The sequence below is a fragment of the Rhizobium sp. AQ_MP genome, assembly GCF_014237835.1.
In the GTDB taxonomy this organism is placed as follows: Bacteria; Pseudomonadota; Alphaproteobacteria; order Rhizobiales; family Rhizobiaceae; genus Allorhizobium.
Genome location: NZ_JACJVI010000002.1, coordinates 1 through 20,858 on the forward strand (window position 1 = coordinate 1; position 20,858 = coordinate 20,858).

19 protein-coding genes and 1 pseudogene are annotated in these 20,858 nt (G+C 59.9%); 9 read left to right on the plus strand and 11 right to left on the minus strand.

The annotated features are described in order from the left end of the window. Positions 1-234: pseudogene (locus H6M51_RS03125) on the plus strand (chemotaxis protein); the annotation flags it as partial. A gap of 184 nt (positions 235-418) precedes the next feature. Here H6M51_RS03125 and H6M51_RS03130 read toward each other — a convergent pair. The 3 genes from H6M51_RS03130 to H6M51_RS03140 all read right to left on the minus strand — a co-directional run bounded on the left by H6M51_RS03130 (position 419) and on the right by H6M51_RS03140 (position 2,904). Beyond that, positions 419-943, minus strand: a complete 525-nt coding sequence (locus tag H6M51_RS03130; RefSeq protein ID WP_185808445.1) for a GNAT family N-acetyltransferase — start codon at positions 941-943, stop codon at positions 419-421. Between the two features lie 213 nt (positions 944-1,156). Continuing rightward, on the minus strand, positions 1,157-2,218 hold the full coding sequence (locus tag H6M51_RS03135; protein ID WP_185808446.1) for an ATP-binding protein: 1,062 nt from the start codon (positions 2,216-2,218) through the stop codon (positions 1,157-1,159). After that, entirely contained in the window at positions 2,215-2,904 is a 690-nt protein-coding gene (locus tag H6M51_RS03140; RefSeq protein WP_185808447.1) for a response regulator, read from the minus strand. Before H6M51_RS03140 ends, H6M51_RS03135 begins: the two co-directional genes overlap by 4 nt. A gap of 217 nt (positions 2,905-3,121) precedes the next feature. On the opposite strand from H6M51_RS03140, the gene H6M51_RS03145 reads away from it, so the two are divergent. Together H6M51_RS03145 and H6M51_RS03150 are read left to right on the plus strand one after the other, a co-directional pair. Then, positions 3,122-4,228: an efflux RND transporter periplasmic adaptor subunit gene (locus tag H6M51_RS03145; RefSeq protein ID WP_246780381.1), complete on the plus strand. Its 1,107-nt coding sequence runs from the start codon at positions 3,122-3,124 to the stop codon at positions 4,226-4,228. A 10-nt stretch (positions 4,229-4,238) separates the two neighbouring features. Next, complete coding sequence (locus H6M51_RS03150; protein WP_185808449.1) at positions 4,239-7,352, plus strand: multidrug efflux RND transporter permease subunit; 3,114 nt, start codon at positions 4,239-4,241, stop codon at positions 7,350-7,352. Positions 7,353-7,586: 234 nt separating this feature from the next. On the opposite strand, the gene H6M51_RS03155 is transcribed toward H6M51_RS03150, so the two are convergent. Then, positions 7,587-8,240: a TetR/AcrR family transcriptional regulator gene (locus H6M51_RS03155; protein ID WP_185808450.1), complete on the minus strand. Its 654-nt coding sequence runs from the start codon at positions 8,238-8,240 to the stop codon at positions 7,587-7,589. Positions 8,241-8,378: 138 nt separating this feature from the next. Here H6M51_RS03155 and H6M51_RS03160 point away from each other — a divergent pair, with 138 nt between their 5' ends. The 4 genes from H6M51_RS03160 to H6M51_RS03175 all read left to right on the plus strand — a co-directional run bounded on the left by H6M51_RS03160 (position 8,379) and on the right by H6M51_RS03175 (position 12,404). Then, on the plus strand, positions 8,379-9,800 hold the full coding sequence (locus H6M51_RS03160) for an APC family permease (protein ID WP_185808451.1): 1,422 nt from the start codon (positions 8,379-8,381) through the stop codon (positions 9,798-9,800). Positions 9,801-9,807: 7 nt separating this feature from the next. Further along, positions 9,808-11,451 (plus strand): N,N-dimethylformamidase beta subunit family domain-containing protein, encoded by a 1,644-nt coding sequence (locus H6M51_RS03165; RefSeq protein ID WP_185808452.1) that lies wholly within the window; start codon positions 9,808-9,810, stop codon positions 11,449-11,451. Then, positions 11,448-11,936, plus strand: coding sequence for a DUF3237 domain-containing protein (locus H6M51_RS03170; RefSeq protein ID WP_185808453.1), 489 nt, complete (start codon positions 11,448-11,450; stop codon positions 11,934-11,936). Before H6M51_RS03165 ends, H6M51_RS03170 begins: the two co-directional genes overlap by 4 nt. Positions 11,937-12,032: 96 nt before the next feature. Further along, positions 12,033-12,404 (plus strand): cupin domain-containing protein, encoded by a 372-nt coding sequence (locus tag H6M51_RS03175; protein ID WP_185808454.1) that lies wholly within the window; start codon positions 12,033-12,035, stop codon positions 12,402-12,404. 75 nt (positions 12,405-12,479) lie between these two features. On the opposite strand, the gene H6M51_RS03180 is transcribed toward H6M51_RS03175, so the two are convergent. The 7 genes from H6M51_RS03180 to H6M51_RS03210 all read right to left on the minus strand — a co-directional run bounded on the left by H6M51_RS03180 (position 12,480) and on the right by H6M51_RS03210 (position 19,531). Then, positions 12,480-13,046: a cytochrome b gene (locus H6M51_RS03180; protein ID WP_185808455.1), complete on the minus strand. Its 567-nt coding sequence runs from the start codon at positions 13,044-13,046 to the stop codon at positions 12,480-12,482. A 342-nt stretch (positions 13,047-13,388) separates the two neighbouring features. After that, entirely contained in the window at positions 13,389-14,822 is a 1,434-nt protein-coding gene (locus H6M51_RS03185) for an aldehyde dehydrogenase family protein (protein WP_185808456.1), read from the minus strand. Positions 14,823-14,834: 12 nt separating this feature from the next. Beyond that, positions 14,835-15,572 carry an MBL fold metallo-hydrolase gene (locus H6M51_RS03190; RefSeq protein ID WP_246780382.1) on the minus strand — a complete coding sequence of 246 codons (738 nt, stop codon included), beginning with the start codon at positions 15,570-15,572 and terminating at the stop codon, positions 14,835-14,837. A gap of 10 nt (positions 15,573-15,582) precedes the next feature. Next, positions 15,583-16,668, minus strand: a complete 1,086-nt coding sequence (locus H6M51_RS24935; protein ID WP_185808458.1) for an ABC transporter ATP-binding protein — start codon at positions 16,666-16,668, stop codon at positions 15,583-15,585. After that, positions 16,665-17,453, minus strand: coding sequence for an ABC transporter permease (locus H6M51_RS03200; protein ID WP_210314693.1), 789 nt, complete (start codon positions 17,451-17,453; stop codon positions 16,665-16,667). The genes H6M51_RS24935 and H6M51_RS03200 overlap by 4 nt, the downstream gene beginning before the upstream one ends. Positions 17,454-17,455: 2 nt before the next feature. After that, complete coding sequence (locus H6M51_RS03205; RefSeq protein ID WP_185808460.1) at positions 17,456-18,319, minus strand: ABC transporter permease; 864 nt, start codon at positions 18,317-18,319, stop codon at positions 17,456-17,458. A 138-nt stretch (positions 18,320-18,457) separates the two neighbouring features. Then, positions 18,458-19,531 carry a PotD/PotF family extracellular solute-binding protein gene (locus H6M51_RS03210; RefSeq protein WP_185808461.1) on the minus strand — a complete coding sequence of 358 codons (1,074 nt, stop codon included), beginning with the start codon at positions 19,529-19,531 and terminating at the stop codon, positions 18,458-18,460. Between the two features lie 144 nt (positions 19,532-19,675). Here H6M51_RS03210 and H6M51_RS03215 point away from each other — a divergent pair, with 144 nt between their 5' ends. Both H6M51_RS03215 and H6M51_RS03220 read left to right on the plus strand, forming a co-directional pair. Then, on the plus strand, positions 19,676-20,302 hold the full coding sequence (locus tag H6M51_RS03215) for a TetR/AcrR family transcriptional regulator (protein WP_185808462.1): 627 nt from the start codon (positions 19,676-19,678) through the stop codon (positions 20,300-20,302). Between the two features lie 30 nt (positions 20,303-20,332). Next, a complete protein-coding gene (locus H6M51_RS03220; protein ID WP_185808463.1) occupies positions 20,333-20,728 on the plus strand; it encodes a nuclear transport factor 2 family protein in 396 nt (131 codons plus the stop codon). Positions 20,729-20,858 lie beyond the last annotated feature (130 nt).

A 20,858-nucleotide genomic window follows, 5' to 3' on the forward strand; every position in this document is an offset into this window, starting at 1 on the left:
AAGGCGATCGACTCCCTGATGCAGCAGATCTCGCGCGCAACCGGCGAACAGGCGTCCGGACTGCGGGAGATCAATACCGCCGTCAACCACATGGACCAGGCCACACAACAAAACGCCGCCATGGTCGAGGAGACGACTGCCGCGTCTGCCGTGTTGAACGGCGAAGCCAATACGCTGAGCCAGATGATCTCCCGCTTCGTCGTCGCCCGCGCCGTCGCAAAAAGGGCGGCGTGATACGACGTATGGCATCGATCCGCTCCTTCCCTAAAGAAGACCGGAGAGGGAAGCGCAGGTGATCGAGCAGGCCTTGCCGCGTGTCGGCCTCGACCTGAGCATACAGCCTCAGGAGCGGTGATGCCCGATCGCCGCTCCTCAGCTTCCTAGAAGCGGAAGGCTTCGCCAGCGCCATTCCTCACGTTCAAGCGCGCATCACCTTCTCGAAAAGAAATCCCTCGTCGTCCGGCAGATCGCTGGGGCCGGGCTGGTGCGGGTCCGGGTATTTGGCATGGTGGAAGCCAATGATCTTGAAGCCGCATTTGTTGACGTAGAAGTGGATGTTCCTCTTTTCAAAGTATGGCGTATGCGTATGCCAGGTGATCGTCTGCGGATAGCGCGCTTCGATCGCGAGCCAGGCCTTGTGACCCAAACCCTGCCCATGCCTGCCCACCGTCAGGAAGAAGAGATCCAGCGTGTTGTGATGCGTCTCTTCGTCGATGGTCACGACTGCGCCTCCGATCTTCCTGCCGTCTGAGAGAATGCGCAGCGCGACCGCTCCCGGTGCATTGATCGCTTCGTCGAGCTCACCGTCTGAAGGGATTGGACCATCCGGCAGGGCCCCATACTCATCGATCACGGCGATGGCGAATGCCTCCTGGAGTTCCCTCTTGAAGTCGGGGAGATCATCCGGATCTGCAATGATCAGGCTCACAGTTTGATCGCTCATGGTATGGCTCCAACGGCTTTCGGGCACGCGGCCAGATCTCGTGGCTCATTGTCATCCGAGAGCCACGGATTGATCGCGCTGAATTGACTTTCCGCCGTCTAAGGTAGCAGGGCGGCCTTGCGGCTTTGTGGACAGAGTGTGGGGATTGCGTGGAGTGGCGGCCGGGTCGAGCGATCCGCATGCGTCAATGCGTAAACGGTCATCGACTGTTCTTCAGGAGACTGCCTTGCCGAGGAGGATCTCGAACATGGCGCCGCCTTTGGCGGATCGGGCGTAGCGAACCTTACCTCCGTGCGCCTCGACGATCGCACGGACCACAGAAAGGCCAAGACCATTTCCGCCCTTCTCCAACGACCCCGAGTCTCCGCCTCTTTTGAAGGGCTCAAATGCGGATGAAGCGATGTCGGGGGCAAGACCCGGGCCTTCGTCTGAGACGCGCAGCACCACCTGGTCCTTCTCGATGGAAAGGCTGATCTCAACGAGACCTCGATTTGCGTAACGGCGCGCATTCGTGACTAGGGCAAGCAGGGCCTGGCGGATGCGCATGGGATCCACACGGACCATGGCATCGCAAAGGTCCAGTTTGAGGTGGAAGCCTTCCTGTCTCAACTCATCATCCAGTACCGCCGCAAGCCTCAGGATCTCGTCCTTCAGTCGAACAGGCTGCAGACGCAGATCAAGGTGGCCGCTGTCCGCAAGGGTGACGGTGCGCAGGTCTTCCACGAGCCTTGCCAGTGAATCGACCTGAAGCACCAAGGCGTGGAGCGACTTTTCGTTCGGCTCGAAGACACCATCGATCATTCCTTGCAGGCGACCCTTCAGAATGGTCAGTGGTGTGCGCAATTCATGGGCGATCGTAGCGTTCCAGAGCGTCATGTCGGAGGCCATGTCTTGTAGGCGCTGGGCCATGGCGTTGAAGTCTTCAACAAGGGAAGCCGTTTCTCCGAGCGAATAGTCACCGGGGATGGCACGGGTCGATAGGTCTCCATCCTTGATACGCCGGGCGCTCTCGGCGAGAGATTCCAGCGGTTCGAGGATGCGGCGTGCGAGGCGGATCGACGCGAGCGCTGCAACGATCAACGCGATCAGGATAAGGACCGTCAGGATGACAAAATCGAAGCCTGTCAGCCAGCTGTCGTTGTCTTCGGACCAGGGGGAAAAATAGAAGAGGATGGTGAAGGCGAGATAGGTTCCAAAAAAGACCAGCAGTCCTGCCGCGACGGTGACCGTCGCCATGGCGACGAGTATCTGCCTGCTCAGCCCTTTCACGATCATGGATCGACCGCCAGACGATAGCCGACACCCCGGATGCTGGCCAACAAACCTTCGCCTCCCGCCTGCTCGAGCTTCTTGCGGAGTTTGCTCAGATGGCTATCGATCGTTCGATCCAGCGCATCGGAACCGGGCAGGCAGGCATCCACGAGTTCTGCCCGCGAGAAAACCTTGCTGGGCGTCCTTGCGAGATGAGCAAGAAGCCTGAACTCGGTCAGCGTCAGAGGAACAGTAACGGCTTCGCCTTTATTGTCGATCTTGACCTGATAACTGTCGAGATCGATGGTGAGGTTGCCAACCCGGATGACTGCGCCGGCCTGGCTTAGCCCCGCGCGACGCAAAACCGCCTTGGCCCGAGCGACGACCTCGATAGGGTTGAACGGCTTGACGATATAGTCGTCCGCACCGATACGCAGGCCCTGAAGGCGATCGACATCTTCATCAAGCGCCGTGATCATGATGACTGGTGTGCGGCCTCGTCTCTGGATCTCCGCGAGAAGCTCCCAACCATCCAGGCGCGGCATGGTGATATCAGCGAGAACGATATCGGGTTTTAGTGTTCGGTGCAGATCAAGTGCTACCTGTCCATCGCGGGCATGGACTGTTCGAAAGCCTTCCCGGGAAAAATAGGCTTCGAGAATGCCCGCGATCTCCGCATCGTCTTCAGCGATCAAAACAAGTTCTGTCATGATGGTTGCGCTCCTTGCGGATTTCATGCCATCGAACCGACCGCTGGTCGAGTCGTCATGATGTGCCTCCATCCGATCGCAACAAATCCTACACGAAGTAGCAACACAATCCTTTTAGAGCATCCCCATCGACTAATCCCTAAAGACGATGGTGACCCAGATGCGAAACTTCGCGCGGTTTTGGATGTTCTGCATGTTGTGCGTGCCGTTACTGCTATTGGTATCTTGCAGTGACCAGCAGAAGACCGAAGCGAATGCTACAGCCGAGCCGCAGGCCGTTCGTGTCAGCGTGATGACGGTGCAGCCGGAAGCCGTTACCGTCTACGACGAATTGCCTGGACGTGTCTCTGCCGTGCGAACAGCGGAGATCAGGCCGCAGGTCAACGGCATCATCCAGAAGAAGCTGTTTGTAGAGGGCAGCACGGTAGAGGCCGGCGCGGCCCTGTTCCAGATCGATCCGGCGCCGTTTTCCGCGGAGGCGGATGCCGCCGCCGCCGTTCTGGCGCGCGTCGAAGCGGAACTCGCGAATGCCAAGGTGAAGTACCAGCGGTCGGAATTGCTGTCCGCGCAGAAGGTCACCAGTGCAGAAGCCTTCAACAACGCAACGGCCGCGCTGGCGCAGGCCAAGGCAAGCGTCGCCGAAGCCAAGGCAAATCTGGCCCGGCGCAAGCTGGAGCTGGCAAATGCCACGGTCCGCAGCCCGATCAGCGGCATCATCGGTCAGTCCTTCATGAGCGAAGGCTCATTGGCGTCCTCGTCCGCGACCTCACCGCTTGCCGTGGTCCAGCAGATCGATCAGGTTTACGTCGACGTGCGCCAATCGTCGATCAGCCTGGAGCAATTGCAGGAAACAGCCCCGGCGGCTGGGACGGGCGATCCGCAGGAACTGCCGGTCTCGATCAAGACGATCACCGGCAAGCCCTATGGTCACGCTGGAAAGATCCTGTTCTCCGATATCTCCGTCGATAACGCCACCGGCAGCCTCGGCATACGCATTCTGGTTCCCAATCCGGAAGGGCAGCTTCTGCCTGGCATGTTCATTCGCGCCATGGTGCCGCGGGAGGTCTACAATGCCGCTCTGATGGTCCCCCAGGAGGCGGTGACCCGCGATGCCTCTGGAAGACCGGAGCTTGTCGTCATTGCTGCAGACAAGACTGGCGAGAAGAGGGCTGTCGAACTGGGTCCCCTGGTGGGCGGAAAGTACCTGGTGAAGAATGGTCTTCGCGCCGGCGAAACGATCGTCGTGCTGGGACAGGATCGGGTGCAAAGCGGTCAACCCCTGGAAACATCGCCCGCAAACATCGTCTCCCAGAAGTCGAACTAAGGAGCGGATGATGCCGCAGTTCTTTATTGACAGGCCCGTCTTTGCCTGGGTCATCGCCATCATGATCGTCATTGTCGGGGTGATCGCCATCCCGCAACTGCCCGTTTCGCGATTTCCGGTCATTGCTCCGCCCAGCGTGTCGATCTATGCCACCTATACCGGGGCCACGCCGCAGGTGATCAATGACAGCGTGACCAGTGTGATCGAAAGGGAAATCTCGGGCGCGAAGAACGTGCTCTATTTCGATTCCTCGGCAGATTCTTCCGGATCGACAACGATCACCGTGACATTCAAGCCGGGCACGAACCCGGAACTGGCGCAGGTTGATATCCAGAACAGGCTCAAGGCGGTCGAAGCGAAGTTGCCTGAGCCGGTTCGGCGGGCGGGCCTCACCGTTGAATCCGCCTCATCCGGATTTCTGATGATCGTTTCCCTGAAGTCGAAGGACGGGTCGATCGACGCATTGGCGCTTGACGACTACCTCGTGCGCAACATCTCGCCCGAGCTCAAGCGGGTCGCCGGCGTCGGCCGTGTCCAATCCTTCGGCTCCGAAGCCGCCATGCGCGTATGGGTCGATCCCATGCGCCTGCTGGCGCACTCCATCTCCATGGCGGAGGTGACCCAGGCTATCCAGACCCAGAATATCCAGGTTGCACCGGGACGCTTGGGCGACACGCCAACGGTTCCTGGACAGAAGGTCAGTGTCCCTCTGAGCGTTCGCGGCCAGCTGCAGTCGCCTGAGGAATTTGCGCGGGTCATTCTGCGATCGAATCCCGATGGCTCCCGGCTGACTCTGGGCGATATCGCCACCATCGAAGTGGGATCGCAATCCTCCAGCTTTTCCATTCTCGACGGTGGCAAGCCCGCAACCGCAGCCGCCATCCAGATGACGCCGGGTGCGAATGCCGTCAGCACCTCGAACGGTGTGCGTACCCGAATGGCCGAGCTTGCGCTCACCATGCCTGCGGGACTGGAGTACGCGATCTCCTACGACACGGCGCCCTTCGTCAAGATCTCGATCCAGAAGGTTTTGCAGACGCTTGTCGAAGCGATGGTGCTTGTGTTCCTGATCATGCTGCTCTTCCTGCAGAATGTCCGCTACACGCTCATTCCGACGATCGTCGCCCCGATTGCGCTGTTGGGCACCTTTGCCGTCATGATGGTAATCGGGTACTCGATCAACGTTCTAACGATGTTCGGCATGGTGCTTGCCATCGGCATCATCGTGGATGATGCGATTGTGGTCGTTGAAAATGTCGAGCGGTTGATGGCCAAGGAAGGGCTGTCTCCGCGCGAGGCAACCCGCAAGGCCATGGGCGAAATCACCGGTGCGGTGATCGGGATCACCCTGGTGCTAACGGCGGTGTTCCTGCCGATGGGGCTTGCATCCGGTTCCGTCGGTGCCATCTACCGCCAGTTCACGGTCTCCATGGCGGTTTCGATCCTCTTCTCGGCATTTCTCGCACTCAGCCTCACCCCTGCGCTGTGCGCTACCTTGCTGAAACCGATCAGCTCTGACCATCACCATAAGAAGGGTTTCTTTGGTTGGTTCAATCGCGGCTTTGACCGACTGACTGAGGGTTATGCGGGATGGGTAGGCGGTCTTGTCCGCCGGGCCGGTCGGACCATGTTTGTCTATCTTGCCATCGTCGCTGCTGTTGGGTTTGGCTACAGCACAATCGCGACCACTTTCGTGCCGGAAGAAGATCAAGGTTCCTTCATGACCTCCTTCACTTTGCCGGCGGAGGCGACAGCCGAACGCACGCGCGAAGTGGTCAACCTCTTCGAAGAGCACGTCAAGGGCCGCTCCGACATCGCCAACAACCTGACGATCATGGGTTTCGGCTTTTCGGGGTCAGGGCCGAACACGGCCATGTCGTTCACCACAATGACGGATTGGAGCAAGCGCACCAACACCGTGGATGCCGAACTGAATGCTGCAGCGGACGCGATGTCCGCAGCAAAGGAAGGCCAGGTCTTCAGTCTGAAGCCACCGGCAATTGATGAACTGGGCACCACATCAGGCTTCTCGCTGCGACTGCAGGATCGCGCCAATCACGGTGCGGATGCGCTGGCTGCTGCCGCTGCTCAACTCATCGAACTTGCCTCCAAGAGCACGCTGTTGACTGACGTTCGTATTGACGGTCTGCCGAGAGGTCCGAGCGTCACGCTCCACATCGACCGGCAGAAGGCCGCAGCGTTGGGCGTAGCCTACAGCACCATCAGCGACACATTGAGCGGCGCTGTCGGCTCGACCTATGTGAACGATTTCCCGCGGGACGGTCGACTGCAGCAGGTCATTGTTCAGGCCCAGCCTTCGAGCCGCATGCAGGTGGACGATATCCTTGCACTTCATCTGCGCAGCGATACCGGCAAGATGGTTCGTCTTTCCGAGATCGTGACGCCCGAATGGTCTACGATTCCGCTGCAGGTGACCCGCTACAACGGATACCCTTCGACCAGCATTTCCGGATCGGCGGCCAAGGGCATTTCGAGTGGCAAGGCGATGGATGAGATGGAACAGCTGGCACTCAAACTCCCCAAGGGGTTTGCGGTGGAATGGACGGGTCAATCCCTCCAGGAGCGGCAGTCCGGTGCGCAGGCGCCCATGCTGATGGCCTTCTCATTCCTGATCGTGTTCCTGGTGCTGGCTGCCCTCTATGAAAGCTGGTCCGTGCCAATCTCCGTCATGCTCGTCGTGCCCCTCGGCGTGATCGGGGCAGTGATCGCAGTTCATCTGCGGGGGCTGGAAAACGATGTGTTCTTCAAGGTTGGCCTGATTACCCTGATCGGCCTCTCCGCCAAGAACGCAGTTCTGATCGTTGAGTTTGCTCGCAAACGCCAGAGCGAGGGACTGGGACTTGTAGAGGCTGTCGTCGAGGCAGCACGTCTGCGCCTTCGTCCCATCGTCATGACGTCTCTCGCCTTTACCCTCGGTGTCGTGCCGCTGGTCATTGCGAGAGGAGCAAGCTCGGAAACGCAGAACGCCATCGGAACCGGTCTGTTCGGCGGAATGATTTCCGGCACGGTGCTGGCGGTGCTTTTCGTGCCTGTGTTCTACGTCGTCGTCACGCGGCTGACGCGGCGGCGCGAGACTTCGGTGCCTGTCTCAAACAACGGCTAGTCCGCGACAGCAAGCAAACGCGGCGAGGGGGGTCTCTCGCTTGCCGAACTGCAACTATGTGCTGGCACTGGTTCTAAGCTGACCGGTGCCAGCACTCGCCGCTCAGACGCTTGTCTGGCAAGCCAATGCGAACCATGGCCGGTTCCGTCCTGATCAGTCTCGTCTGCAGGGGGAGATAAGATCATTTGAGGTTCCACAAGGCTGCGATCATTGATCGGGCCATGAATGCGGCGCCTATCGTGTCTTGCTCACTTCTTGCTTGATGCTCTCCAGATCTGCCGGATTGCTCAGGAGTGCCCGCATCATCAGACTTGCGATGACATTGGCCTCTTCCAGCACATCGGCGTGTCGTTGAAGCCGGATTGCACCGAGCAATACAGAATCCAGAAAATGGGCAAACAAAGCGGTGGAGCCTTCTATGAACTCGCCGCTCTTCATACCCTCTGCAAGCGTGCGTTCTCCCGCTTGCTTCGCCCGCTTGTGCCTCTCGTTCCAAAAGACGAAATCCGGCTCTTCCATGAGGTCGGAAAGGTAGAGCCCCCGCATTTCGTAGCGGCTCGTGAATTCCAGTTCGAGCTCTCTGCGAAACGTAGCGTAGATCCGCACGGCCGGCCTCGACTGCGGCAATAACTCCTCTCCCTGGAGCAAAGGAGATCGCAGCCGCCCGTACTCAAGCAGATGCTGGGCGATTGCGACCTTGGATGCGAAATGATGGAAGAGAGACGCCTTCCGGATTCCGACTTCACTTGCAATTTCCCTCGTCGAGATAGCGTGGAAGCCTTTTTGTGCGAAAAGCCGTCCAGCCACTTTCAGAATTGTATCTGCAGTCGATCCTTCCGCCACTTCCGGAAAAATCCCCAGCGGGCTGACCTCAACATCTGTGCGCATGCAAGTGTCCTTTCCGGCGCCACGTCCTATCCATTGAATTGACACTTTACAAGTCAGACGCTCTTTGTTAGCGATTTGCCTACCGATCGGTAGGTAGGCGATCTTGCCCGCTTGGCGATCCAAAAAAGGGGAACATAAATGACAGAAATTCCTTCGTCCGCGGAGGCCCCCGAGGGCCTTCGTCGGGGTGCCGTCAGCGCGTCCCATCTGGTATTCTTCGTTGTTGCTGCTGCCGCGCCGTTGACTGTGCTGACAGGCCTCACGCCGCTGCAATTTGCCATCGGCGGTGAAGCGGTCCCTGCTGGTTTTCTGATCGCCGGTGCCGTCTACCTGATTTTTGCGGTCGGCTTCACCTCCATGAGTCGACATGTCCGCAACACCGGCGCTTTCTTCGCGTACATCGCGCATGGGCTTGGAAATCGCATTGGTGCCGGCTCCGCCATGGTTGCTTATGCCGCCTATACACTGGGGCACATCGGGTTTTGCTCGGTTGCCGGATTGTTCGCCTCGGTTGCGATAAAGACGTTCTTCGGCTTCGAGGTTTATTGGGCGGTGTCGGCCTTCGTGATCGGTCTTCTGGTCGCTGCCGTTTCATACCTTCGTGTGGAGGCAGGCGCCCGGCTGCTGGCAATCATGCTGCTGGCGGAACTCGGAATTCTCGTTGTTCTGATGGGCGCGATTTTGATCCAGGGTGTGCCCGAAGGATACTCATTGTCCTCGTTCGACCCTGCTTCCTGGCCCATGGCCGCCATCGGGCCGTTGCTGGTTGTGACATTCGTCGTGTTCATCGGGTTCGAGCAGACCGCCGTCTACAGTGAAGAGGTAGCCGACCCGGCGCGCACCGTGCCGAAGGCCACCTATGCCGCCGTCCTTCTTCTGGCGGTCATCTACACAGCATTTTCGTGGCTTATCCTGATGGCCGCGGGTCCGTCGACGCTGGCCCAGAAACTTGCCGTCGATCCACAGTCATTCGTTTTCAATATCAACACCGCCTATGTCGGTGCCACCATGACGGACTTCATGCTGGTGTTGATCGTCACGAGTTTCATCGCCGGAGTGCTGGCGCTGCATAACGCCGCCTCGCGCTACCTTTACGCCCTTGGCCGCAGTCGCATCCTGCCCAGCTTGCTCTCTGCAACCAACCCGTCTACGGGATCGCCCGGCAATGCCGTTGTAACGCAGGCGGTCATCGTGCTCGTGTCCATCACCGGCTTTGGACTGTCGCCGCTCGACCCCTATACGCAGGTCGTCATCTGGACGAATACCCCGACGCTGGTCGGAGTCTTGTTCCTGCAATTGCTGACTTCGGTTGCCGTCATCGCCTATTTCAGACGCGACAATCGCGGAGAAAGAACTTGGAATCGCCTGGTCGCGCCGGCGATCTCGGTCGTTCTGCTCGCTGCCGTTCTCTTCTTCGTCTGCACCCAATTGGGTATCCTGACGTATCTGGGACCGCTGGGGAACTTCCTGATCAATGCGCCCCTTATCCTGGCCTTTATTGTCGGAGTTTTGCGCGCTCCGACCGGGTCGCCAGAAGCCCTCCTGAATGATGAGCTCTGAGAATTCGATGACTTTTACCCCATTGCCGGAATCTGCCAGCCCAAAGAACGGTCCGCGTTATGCCTGGTCGGTTCCGCATTTCCGAATCGAAGGGCCCAGTGGAAATCCCGCTGACCCGGAAATCTGGTGTTATGCCGGTCGTTTCAGCTATCTTCCGGGTGAAACGGTCGACATTCACGTCCATACGACGGCGGATGTGTATGACATCACGATTGTCCGCGATGGCGCGACACCCATCAAGGTGTGGAGCCGTGAAGGCCTGAAGGGCAAGGCGCATCCAACGCCCGTCAACGCCTACGAGGTCGGCTGCGGGTGGCCCGTGGCCGTCTCCTATGCGATCCCGGAGGATTGCGCCTCCGGTTTCTATCTCGTGATCGTCAGCATGGAGATGGGCGGTCGTCGCTACGAGCGCGAAGGCTTCTTCGTCGTTCGCGGCACGGACCGTGCCGACCGTCCGCGCCATGTCCTGGTCCTGTCGACTTCGACCATGATGGCCTATAACGACTGGGGCGGGGCCAATCATTACCGGGGCCTGGGCGACGATCCCTACACGGAAATTCCCTCGCCTGTCCTTTCGACGCAAAGGCCGGTTGCCAGAGGCATGCTGCGCCTGCCGGTCGGCGCACCGCGTGCCTCAAGCCCCCATACGCCGAAGCTCGGCGAAGTGCCACGGCACGAGTCCTACGAATGGGCGCATACCTATGGCTATTCCCGTCATGCGGCCGATGCCTTCTGGGCGACCTACGAGCGGAATTTTGCTGTCTGGGCAGAAAAGCACGGTTATGCGCTCGACTATCTGACGCAGCATGATCTGCACGAGGATCCTGACTGTCTCGCGCCCTATGCCTGCGCAGTCTTTGTCGGTCACGACGAATACTGGACCTGGGAAATGCGCGACACGGTCGACGCCTTTGCAAAGGCCGGCGGCAATGTTGCGCGCTTTGGCGGAAACTTCATATGGCAGGTCAGGCTCGAAGATGATGGCAAGCGCCAGGTCTGCTATCGTCTTCAGGAAGCCGATCCGCGTGGCGAAGAAATGCCGACACGGACGACCACCGCGTGGGACGCGCCCTGCGTGGGGCGGCCCGGCGCATTGACGATGGGCCTCACCGGCACTGCGGGCTGCTACAACAGGTATGGGACGGCTGCTCCGCGCTCCAGCGGCGGCTTCACGGTCTATCGACCCAACCACTGGATCTTCGAGAACACGGACCTGAACTACGGCGACGTCTTCGGCGCCGCTCCGATTTGCGTGGCGGCTTTCGAGATGGACGGCGTGGACTACACGTTCCGTCACGGCCTGCCTTATCCGACGCATGAAGACGGTGCGCCGGAAACGCTGGAAATCCTGGCCATGGCTCCGGCGGTTGCGGGCGAGATCGACAAATGGAACGGCGCGGTCCCATTGGGTGCGCCCGTTTACGAAACCATCGGCTTTCTCCATGCGGCCTTCGGCGACCAGTTGCCCGAACGCTTCAAGGGCGAGTGCTACGGTTCGGGGATGGTGGCGACCTTCCAGCAGGGTGAGGGAGAGGTGTTTAACGGCGGCTCGACCGAATGGGTGAACGGGCTCATTCACCGGGATCCCTTCACCGAGCAGATCACCCATAACGTCCTGCGTCGCCTCGGCCGCCTTGGAGAGGATTCATGAACCTTTCTGCTCAAGACCTGCCGGTCCCGGTCGAGCCCGCGCTCGAATTTGCATTCCGCATCGAGGCGCTGATTGCGCCGGCGCTTGTGGGCGAGGCTGGCCGAAATGGCGTCCGGCGCATCACGCCGATCACCGGCGGAACCGTATCCGGCCCGGCGCTCAACGGAACGGTCATCTCCGGCGGAGCCGACTATGAAACTGTCCGCGCAGACGGCAACTCGATCGTGGAAGCCCATTATGCGTTGCAGGCCGATGACGGAACCGTCATCTATATCCTGAACAAGGGCATCATGACGGCTTCGCCCGAGGCCTGGGTTAAGATCAATGCGAATGAGCCGGTAGCTCCCGAGGGCTACTACTTCCGCTGCACGCCGGTCTTTGACGCACCCGAGGGTCCGCATGTCTGGCTCAGCGATCACATTTTCGTTGCATCCTGCGCCTTTACCAGCGATCGCGTCATCATAGATGTGTATCGGTGCCTTTGACGGGCAGGTGCTCACACTCGAAGGAAAGTGAGCGGGGGAGCGTGGCCAAGACCTTGCCGCGCGGATGTCCCCCGCAAAGACACCGAAGGAGAAAACATGACCGAACTGAGCAAAGAAACCATCGATGTCGTGAAAGAGCTTCTGCCGAACGTCAATCCGTTCGTTCCGGACCTGGCCGACTACAAGAACCCATCGGCGGGATGGACTGAAGCCGAGTATCGTCATTTCGACGAGGCAAGCACGCGCACTGCCGTTGGCTACTGGACCGGCGAGCCCGGCGAGGTTTCCTTCGACAGCTGGCCTTACACGGAAGTCTGCTCTATCCTCGAAGGCCAGGTGGGCGTCGAAGATCAGTATGGTGCGCGCAAGCTCTTCAACGCCGGGCAGGCCTTCATCGTGCCCAAGGGTTTCCAGGGCAAGTGGTTGACGATATTGCCGTCCAAGAAGATCTTCGTCGCGATTTCCTGATACGGTCGCGCAGGCGGCGTCGGACCGCGCTGAGGATGGGAGAGTTCGGCTCGGGATACCGCCTTATCAACCTCGTCAAAACATCCGCTGAAGGACGTCGGTCTCGCCACCGCGGTCCTGCAGCCGATGCTTGAGTGCCCCAGCAACATGAAGAACGATGCAGGCGAGCATGAGGTATGCGCTGTATTTGTGAAGCGCCTGAAACACGAGGAAAGCCGTATCGCTCTTCGGAAGAATTTCCGGCAGTTTCGCAATCAGGAAGAACGGCACGCCATCACCGTCCGGAAGACTGCTGGACATCCCGAAACCAAGCAACGGGGTAATCAATGTCAGCGCGACGAGCAAGCGGTGCACTCCCAGAGAGAGCCGCTTCTCCCATGGCGTCAGCGTCTCTGCCATTGCAGGGAGTTGAGAGCGGTACTGCCAGCGAAGCCCGAGATGAACGACTGCCAGAATCCAGACCAAGACGCCGAATTGCTTGTGGTTTGGATACAGTAGCCCCGAAATCGCATCGTCTTCGGCGCGGCCCGTCATGTATATCCCAGTGGCCAGCAGCCCCAGTATCAGCGCGGCCCGGACCCAATGCACGGCGCGGATTGAAGCGGGATATCTGTTGCGGACATGTCGAAGCGTTACGTTCATTTCCAACCCCAAGGTTCGCGTGCATGTTCAGGCGTTAGAAGAATTCTAATCCTCTAGCATGGGTGCTTCGCTGACGTTGTGTGGAGGCTGGATGGAGGGCCGTTCCTTTGGAGACAGGCAGACGGCGTGGCCGCTCGAGCCTCGGCCCGGCAGTACGCCGTCCATCAGTATTCTGGACCGGCCACCAAGCTCAGCTGGCGGGGCATTGAGGTCATCGAAGTTCACCGACAGCAATCGGCATGGCCTCATGAGATCCTGGGGGTGGCCGTGTCAGCCATCGCGAGGGCAGGGAAAGCCTCGGCCTTGCCGCGCAAGGCCGAGCTTCAGCCCGATGACGCGAGCCTAGGCGCTGAGCGGCCGGTGCACGGTCTTGATCTCGAGGAAATCCTCAAGCCCGAACATGCCGCCTTCACGACCATTGCCCGACTGCTTGTAGCCACCGAACGGGCTGCCATAGCGATGGGGTGCGCCGTTGATGTGCACCATGCCGGCGCGCAGGCGCGCTGCAACCCGTTCGGCGCGGTCGAGATCACCGGACTGGACATAGGCGGCCAGGCCGTAATTGGTGTCGTTGGCGACCTCGATCGCTTCTTCCTCGGTGTCGAAGGGCATGATCGCCAGCACCGGACCGAAGACTTCCTCGCGGGCGATGCGCATCTGGTTGCTGACACCGGCAAAGATGGTCGGCTTGACGAAGTAGCCAGTCTCGAAGCCCTCGGGCTTGCCGGGACCACCAACGAGAAGCTCGGCGCCCTCAGCGATGCCGGCCTCGATCATGGTCTGCACGCGGCCATACTGGATGTCGCTGACCAGCGGGCCAATGTGTTCGCCGGCTTCTTCCGGATTGCCGACGCTAACCTCGCTGCCGACACGGCGGGCGATCTCGACGGCCTTGTCGTAGACCGAGCGCTGGACCAAGAGACGCGTCGGCGCATCACAGGACTGGCCGGAATTGTTGAAGCATTCGAGCACGCTGCCGGTGATGCGCTCTTCGAGATCGGCATCCTCGAAGACGATGTTCGGCGACTTGCCGCCAAGTTCGAGGGTCACGCGCTTCACGGTGTCGGCGGCGTCCTTGCTGACGGCTGTGCCGGCACGGGTCGAACCGGTAAAGGACATCATGTCGATGTCCCTGTGCTTCGAGAGGGCGGCCCCAACACTGACGCCATCGCCATTCACAAGGTTGAACGTGCCTTCCGGGAAGCCCGCCTCATGCACAATCTCGGCATAGAGCAGGGCGTTGAGAGGGGTGAATTCCGACGGTTTCAGAACGCAGGTAGAGCCTGTCGCGAGCGCCGGAACAACCTTCAGCGCGATCTGGTTGATCGGCCAATTCCACGGGGTAATCAGGCCGCAGACGCCGATCGGCTCGCGCAGCACGATGTCGCCGTTCGGCAGTTCCTCGCGCAGCTTGATCCGCTTCAGCGCCTCGATGAAGCCCTCGAGATGGCCAATGCCGACATGCGCCTGTTGATCCGTGCTCATGGTGATCGGCGCGCCAAGTTCGAGTGTGATGGTCCGGGCCATCTCGTCATAGCGGCGGGTGTAGACCTCCAGCAGCTTTTCGAGCAATGCAATGCGTTCGTCGAGGCTTGTGCGGCTGTAGCTCCGGAATGCGGCCTTGGCGGCGGCGACGGCGCGATCGATGTCGGCGGCCGTTCCCATCGAGATCACGGCGATGGGCTTCTCGGTTGCCGGGTTGATGACCTCCAGGTCGCGTGGCGTGATCGGGTCAACCCATTCACCGTTGATGTAGAACTTGCGCTTGTCGAGCATGCTGGTCTCCTCTCAGTGTGTCTTGCGTTTGGCGTCGAGCCAGCCGGTAATCAGGTCCCGGTAGCGTTCGCCGCTGAAGCTTGGAAAATGGCCGCCATGGACCACTCGCACCTTGAGCGACAGAAGGCGCTCCATGCTGGCGAGATAGTCGACGGCGTTCGAGTGGTAGGTGTCCTCGATCAGCGGACCGTCATAGAGAATGTCTCCGGAGAATAGGATTTCGGTTGCCTTCTCATAAAAGGCGATGCCGCCCGGCGAATGGCCAGGCGTGTGTATCACCTCGAACCGGCGATCGCCGAGATCGATCATGTCGCCATCCTCCAGCAGTCGCGTCGCCGGTGCCCGCTTCACGGCATAACATTTGGAGCAATAGGGCTCCGGTGGCAGTGCGTCGAAAATGTCGTCTGTCACATAGGGGTCTGCGAGCGTGTTTGCGCGGGTGGGTTCGGCGAGCAAATCGGCTTCCGCCGAGTGGACCGCGCGGCATTCGAATTCGTGGTGGCAGCCGATATGATCGAAATGGGTGTGGCTTGCGACAGCGATCAAATCGCGCTCGGTGACAAGCGGCACCCATTCACGCAGGGAGACGACACCCATGCCGCTGTCGACAAGCAAGTCACGATCGCGGCCGCGCACGTGCCAGATGTTGCAGCGGTAGAATTCCTGGATATGCGGCTCGCAGATGTAGGTGACGTCGTCATCGAGACGGCGAACGCTATACCAGTCTTCGGCACGCATGCGCGGCTTCATCATCTGTCTCCTAGGCTTCCATCAGGGCGACGATTGTGTCTGCCCTCACGGACAGATCGAGAATGTCGCCCGGTCTTGGATGCGCCGTCTGCGGCAGATGGGCGGTGATGACAACATCTGCGCCATTGTCAGGCTGCAGGTGGCACCGGTGATGGGCACCAAAGAAGGCGCTGTCGGTGATCCGCGCGCGGCCAAGGGCAACGGCCGCGCCTTGTTCACCGGTCGAGCGGAAATGCTCCGGGCGGATGCAAAGCGTTACCTTGCCGTTCGCCTGGGGCATGCCGGCGGTAAAGGCGCTCTTGGGGATGACTGCGCTGCCCAGGACAGTTTCCACCTGGGCATCCTCGCCCGCCAGAGCGGTAACGCGACCCGGCAGGAAATTGGCTTCGCCCATGAAGCCTGCTGCAAACAGCGAGCGGGGGCGCATGTAAATGTCGGATGGCGCGCCGACGTCTTCGATCCGGCCCTGGTTCATCACCACGATCCGATCCGCGATCGCCATGGCCTCTTCCTGGTCATGGGTGACGTGGATGAAGGTGGTGCCGACGCGCTTCTGGATGGCCTTCAGCTCGTCCTGCATCTGGCGGCGCAACTTCAGGTCCAGGGCTCCGAGCGGCTCGTCGAGAAGGAGCACGTCCGGATCAACGGCCAACGCGCGGGCGAGTGCCACGCGCTGACGCTGGCCGCCCGAGAGTTCGTGCGGCTTTTTCGCTGCCGATGCCCTGAGGCCAACCAAATCGAGCATGGCGAGCGCCTTCTCGTTGCGTTCTGCCTTCGGCAGGCCACGCATACGCAGCCCAAAGCCGACATTGTCGATGAGCTTCATGTGCGGGAAGAGCGCATAGTCCTGGAACATGGTGGTCGTCGGCCGACGCGCGGGCTCGACATGCGTCATGTCCTTGCCCCCGATGGCGATCGTGCCGCCGCTCGGCTCGATGAAGCCGCCGAGGATCGAGAGCAAGGTTGTCTTGCCGCAGCCGGAGGGGCCGAGCAGAACGATGAACTCGCCAGCGGCAATCTCGAGCGAGACATCGTTGAGCGCGCGGAAGGCGCCGAAGACTTTCGTGGCGTTTCGGATCGAGACGTCTGCGGTCATTGGGGCTTTCCGGATTTTCTGAAGACGGTCAGTTCGAGGAGGATGAGGAGCGCAACGGAGATGAGAAACACAACGCTGCCGATCGCGTTGGTCTTTGGATCGAGGCCGGAGCGCAGCATGCTCCAGATCTCGACCGGCAGGGTCACGTCGAAGCGGGACAGGAGGAAGGCGATGATGAATTCGTCCCAGCTGAAGGTCACCGAGAGGAAAAAGGCGGCAAGGATGGAGGGCATCAGCATCGGGGCGGTAACCAGCGTCATGACCTGCCAATCGCGGGCGCCCAGATCACGGGCTGCGCGTTCGATGTTGACCTGGTGCCCGCCCATCGAGGCATAGATGATGGCAAAGCAGAGCGGCAGGTTGATGACCACATGTCCTATGCCGACCGTCCAGAGTGACATTGTCACGTCCAGCCTGGACAGAACCGAGAGCAGGCCAAGCCCGATGATCAACGTGCTGACCGTCATGGGAGCCACGATCAATGTGCGTTGCAGGCCGGATGCGGGAAGCCTGTAACGAGCGAAAGCATAGGCGGCCAGGAACCCGAGAAGGCAAGAGATTGCAGACGAGACGACGGCCACAATCAGCGAGTTGAACAGCGCCGACATCAGCTTCTTGTCCGCGAAGACCTCACCGTACCACCGCAGCGTCAAGCCATGGAGGGGGGGCACCGGCAGGGTGCCGTCCTGAAACGAGAAGAGCACGAGAACGGCGACCGGCAGGAAGATGAAGAGGTAAAGCCCGCCAGCATAGAGGACCGCTAGGGCCGTATTCAGTTGGCGCATGATCATGTCCTCTCCATCTTCAGCCAGCGTGCGCAGGCAAGATAGGCGATCGTCACCACCACCATCAGCACCAGGGAAAGGGCCGCTGCCATCGGGAAGTCTGCGCGGCGACCGAGCTGCAGCATGATCACCTGCGGCAGGACGAGTTCGTTGTTTCCGCCGAGGATCTGCGGAGTGACATAGTCACCGATGCATAGAACGAAGGTCAGGAAGGCGCCGACCATGATGCCAGGCAGCGTCAGCGGCAGGATCACGTGCCAGAAGGTCTGAAAGCTGTTTGCGCCCAGATCGGCTGCTGCCCGCCGATAGTTCGGCGAGAGCTGGACGAGATTGGCATAGATCGTCAGCGTGAGGAGCATGACGAAGAAGTGCACGAAGCCGATGACGGTGCCCGTGCGGTTGGCAGAGAGCTCGAGTGGCTCGGCAATCAAGCCGGTCCACATCAGTGCCTGATTGACCACACCTCCTTTCGAGAGCACCAGCAGCCACGAATAGGAGCGGACCACATAGGAGGTCCAGAAGGGCAGAATTGCCATGACCAACGCGAAGCGTTGCCAGCGGCGCGGCACGCGCTCCGCGATGATCCAGGCCAGGGGATAGGCGAGCACAATCGAAATCACGGTCACGACGAGGGTAACCTCGAGTGACACGACGAGCCCCTTGAAGAAATGTGCCTTTTCAAAGAAGGCGATATAGTTGTCGAGCGTCCACGTGGCGACGATCGTCCGTCCTTCACGCGTCCAGAAGCTGATCGCGGCCATGTAGGCAAAGGGAACCACAAAGAAAGAAATCGTCCAGAGCAGCGCCGGCAGAGCGAATGCCCAGCCTTTTCGCCGCTCAGCGCGCTCCATGTCTGTCAAGGCCATGCGTCAACCTCCCGGCTTTGTGGCGGACGATGTCTGCCGGACTGAGCGCGGTTTTGCGAAGAAGCTACTCTCTGATCATTTCAGGCGGGACGTTTTTCAATCCCGCCTGACAGGGGATTCGGTCCGGATGGTTCCGGCTTACTGCTGCAGCATTTCCGTCCAGACATCCTGGATTGCAGCGTCCAGGTCCGCGTCGGCGACCGGATAGAGCTGGCTGTTTTTCAGGTAGGCCGGCTGCTGATCCCAGCGCAACGCCGTCTTCTGCTGATCGTTCAGGTGCTCGCCGGCCTTTGCGTTGGCAGGCATGGCCCAGTAGCAGGACGAGGTGGCCAGTCGCGCCTGGCCTTCGGGGCTGAGGATGTACTGCACGAATTTGAGGGCGAGATCCTGCTTCTCGGAATCCTTGAAAACGCCGATCGATTGGGCCCAGCGCAGGGCGCCCTGCTTCGGGATTGTCCAGTCGAGATTCGGCTTTTCGGCCGTCAAACCTGCCGTCAGAAATTCGCCACCGCCGACCACGATATCCACTTCGCCGGTCGCGAGCGCCGTCTGGGCGGCAACGACATCGCTTACCTGGCGTGCGACCTTCTTCATCTCGAAGAGTTTTTCCTTGATCTCCGGAAGGTCGGCTTCGGTCAGGTCGGCAGTCTTCTTGCCGATGCCGATGCCTGTCAGGCCAACCATGGGCAGGTAGTAGTCGTAAAGCGCGATGCGGCCCTTGTATTTGTCCGACCAGATGATCGACAGATCTTCCATATCAGCGGGATCGACCTTCGACTTGTCGTAGGCGAGGGTGTTGTAACCGAATTTTTCGGTGATCGCGTAGATCTTGCCGTCCTTGGTTGTCGTGTCCTCCATGCGCATTTCGGGGAACAGATCGCCAAGGGGTAATGCGCCTGCTGGAAGTTCAGCGAGCAGATCCATATCGATGGCGCGGGGAACGTCGACCGCATCGATGACGAGAACGTCCCAATCGCCGGGGCGTGACTGTTCGATCAGCGAAATTGCTGCACCGGTGCCGGAGTATTCCTTGAGATTGACCTTGACGTTGTTTGCCTTCTCAAAGGGCTCGATCAGCGCCGGGTCAGTGTGATCGCACCAGACGAGCGCGTTCAGCTCCTCCTGGGCATGAGCTCCGCCAGACAGGGCCGAGATTGCAACAGTTGCCAGAAGCAAACGACGGGTAAGTCCGCCAAATACAGTCTTTTTCATGAATTCACCCTCTTCTGAGAAGGGCCCGGAGCAGACCCTCGCGTTGACCAGAATGGCGCTCGTATCGGCGCCTTGAGAAAAAGATTGAATGAATTCATTTTTTAAGTCAATCTCAAATTTGAGGACATTCATTCGGAGTTAGTCATGACCGGATTGCGCGCCCGACAGAAGGCCGACAGGAACCGTCGCATCTTGGAGTCGGCCACAAACCTCTTTCGGGAACAGGGCTATGACAGTGCGCGCATCGAAGATATCGCCGAAATGGCGGAGGTCTCGGTGGGTACGCTCTACAACTATTACCAGAACAAGGGTGATATCCTCGTTGCGACCGTTTCCATGGAAGTGACCGAGGTTCTGGAGGCTGGCGAATTGATCGTCGCCAATCCACCGCTGAACGTCAACGAGGCGCTCGGCGCTCTGATCAACCAATATTATGACCACTCGCTCGTCTATCTCAGCAAGGAGATGTGGCGGACGGCCATGGCTTCGTCCATTCATCAGCCGGGGACGCCGCTATCGAAGCGTTACACAGAGCTCGATGCGCGCCTTTGTGCGCAGGTCGTACAGCTCATCGAGACGCTGCAGCGGCGGGGTGTGGTTATAGCTGGCCTCGATGCAAAGGTGCTCGGCGAGGTCTTGTTCAATAACCTCAACATGATGTTCATCGAGTTCTGCAAGAACGAGAGCATGACGCTTGAAGAGCTCAAATCTCGTGTTGCCGCCCAGAACCGCCCCGTCGCCGAACTGATCAGCAGCGTGAAACGTGTCTGATCACCCTCAAACTCCAAAGAAATGACAGAAATGACAGATCATACGAGCGCAGTGCTCTCCGCGGCCGATGCCGTGGTGGCGGCATTCGGCCGTCACGACGCCAAGGCCTATTTCGATGCCTTCTCACCTTCCGCGACCTTCATTTTCTACAATCTCGATCGTACCCTTCCCAGCCGCGCCGCCTATGAGGCCGAATGGGCGCTCTGGGAGAGCCGTGACGGCTTCCGCGTCAGGGCGTGCCGCTCAATGAGCCGCGATGTCCAAGTCGTCGGTGACACCGCCATCTTCACCCATGTCGTCGAGACGGACCTTACCATTGGCGGAGAAGACATGACGAACCACGAGCGCGAAACCATCGTGTTCGCCAGGCAGCGGGATGGTCGATGGCTCGCCGTGCATGAGCATCTTTCGCAGCTACCCCTGTGACGGCGGTCCTGCCGCTTGCGGCGACGGCAGGTCCACGACGGTAAGTGCTGCGATCCGTCCGGCAAGCTCAACATGTGGGACGTGGGGACCTGGCGACGCAGTTGCCGCACCGGAACGATCTTGCCTTGCT

Coding starts and splice junctions, on each gene's coding strand:
- H6M51_RS03205 (WP_185808460.1), bottom strand. CDS start 18,319: ATGGCCTTGACAGACATGGAGCGCGCTGAGCGGCGAAAAGGCTGGGCA.
- H6M51_RS03140 (WP_185808447.1), bottom strand. CDS start 2,904: ATGACAGAACTTGTTTTGATCGCTGAAGACGATGCGGAGATCGCGGGC.
- H6M51_RS03180 (WP_185808455.1), bottom strand. CDS start 13,046: ATGAACGTAACGCTTCGACATGTCCGCAACAGATATCCCGCTTCAATC.
- H6M51_RS03135 (WP_185808446.1), bottom strand. CDS start 2,218: ATGATCGTGAAAGGGCTGAGCAGGCAGATACTCGTCGCCATGGCGACG.
- H6M51_RS03210 (WP_185808461.1), bottom strand. CDS start 19,531: ATGAAAAAGACTGTATTTGGCGGACTTACCCGTCGTTTGCTTCTGGCA.
- H6M51_RS03130 (WP_185808445.1), bottom strand. CDS start 943: ATGAGCGATCAAACTGTGAGCCTGATCATTGCAGATCCGGATGATCTC.
- H6M51_RS03215 (WP_185808462.1), top strand. CDS start 19,676: ATGACCGGATTGCGCGCCCGACAGAAGGCCGACAGGAACCGTCGCATC.
- H6M51_RS03150 (WP_185808449.1), top strand. CDS start 4,239: ATGCCGCAGTTCTTTATTGACAGGCCCGTCTTTGCCTGGGTCATCGCC.
- H6M51_RS03200 (WP_210314693.1), bottom strand. CDS start 17,453: ATGCGCCAACTGAATACGGCCCTAGCGGTCCTCTATGCTGGCGGGCTT.
- H6M51_RS03220 (WP_185808463.1), top strand. CDS start 20,333: ATGACAGATCATACGAGCGCAGTGCTCTCCGCGGCCGATGCCGTGGTG.
- H6M51_RS03185 (WP_185808456.1), bottom strand. CDS start 14,822: ATGCTCGACAAGCGCAAGTTCTACATCAACGGTGAATGGGTTGACCCG.
- H6M51_RS03190 (WP_246780382.1), bottom strand. CDS start 15,572: ATGAAGCCGCGCATGCGTGCCGAAGACTGGTATAGCGTTCGCCGTCTC.
- H6M51_RS03155 (WP_185808450.1), bottom strand. CDS start 8,240: ATGCGCACAGATGTTGAGGTCAGCCCGCTGGGGATTTTTCCGGAAGTG.
- H6M51_RS03175 (WP_185808454.1), top strand. CDS start 12,033: ATGACCGAACTGAGCAAAGAAACCATCGATGTCGTGAAAGAGCTTCTG.
- H6M51_RS03165 (WP_185808452.1), top strand. CDS start 9,808: ATGACTTTTACCCCATTGCCGGAATCTGCCAGCCCAAAGAACGGTCCG.
- H6M51_RS03170 (WP_185808453.1), top strand. CDS start 11,448: ATGAACCTTTCTGCTCAAGACCTGCCGGTCCCGGTCGAGCCCGCGCTC.
- H6M51_RS24935 (WP_185808458.1), bottom strand. CDS start 16,668: ATGACCGCAGACGTCTCGATCCGAAACGCCACGAAAGTCTTCGGCGCC.
- H6M51_RS03160 (WP_185808451.1), top strand. CDS start 8,379: ATGACAGAAATTCCTTCGTCCGCGGAGGCCCCCGAGGGCCTTCGTCGG.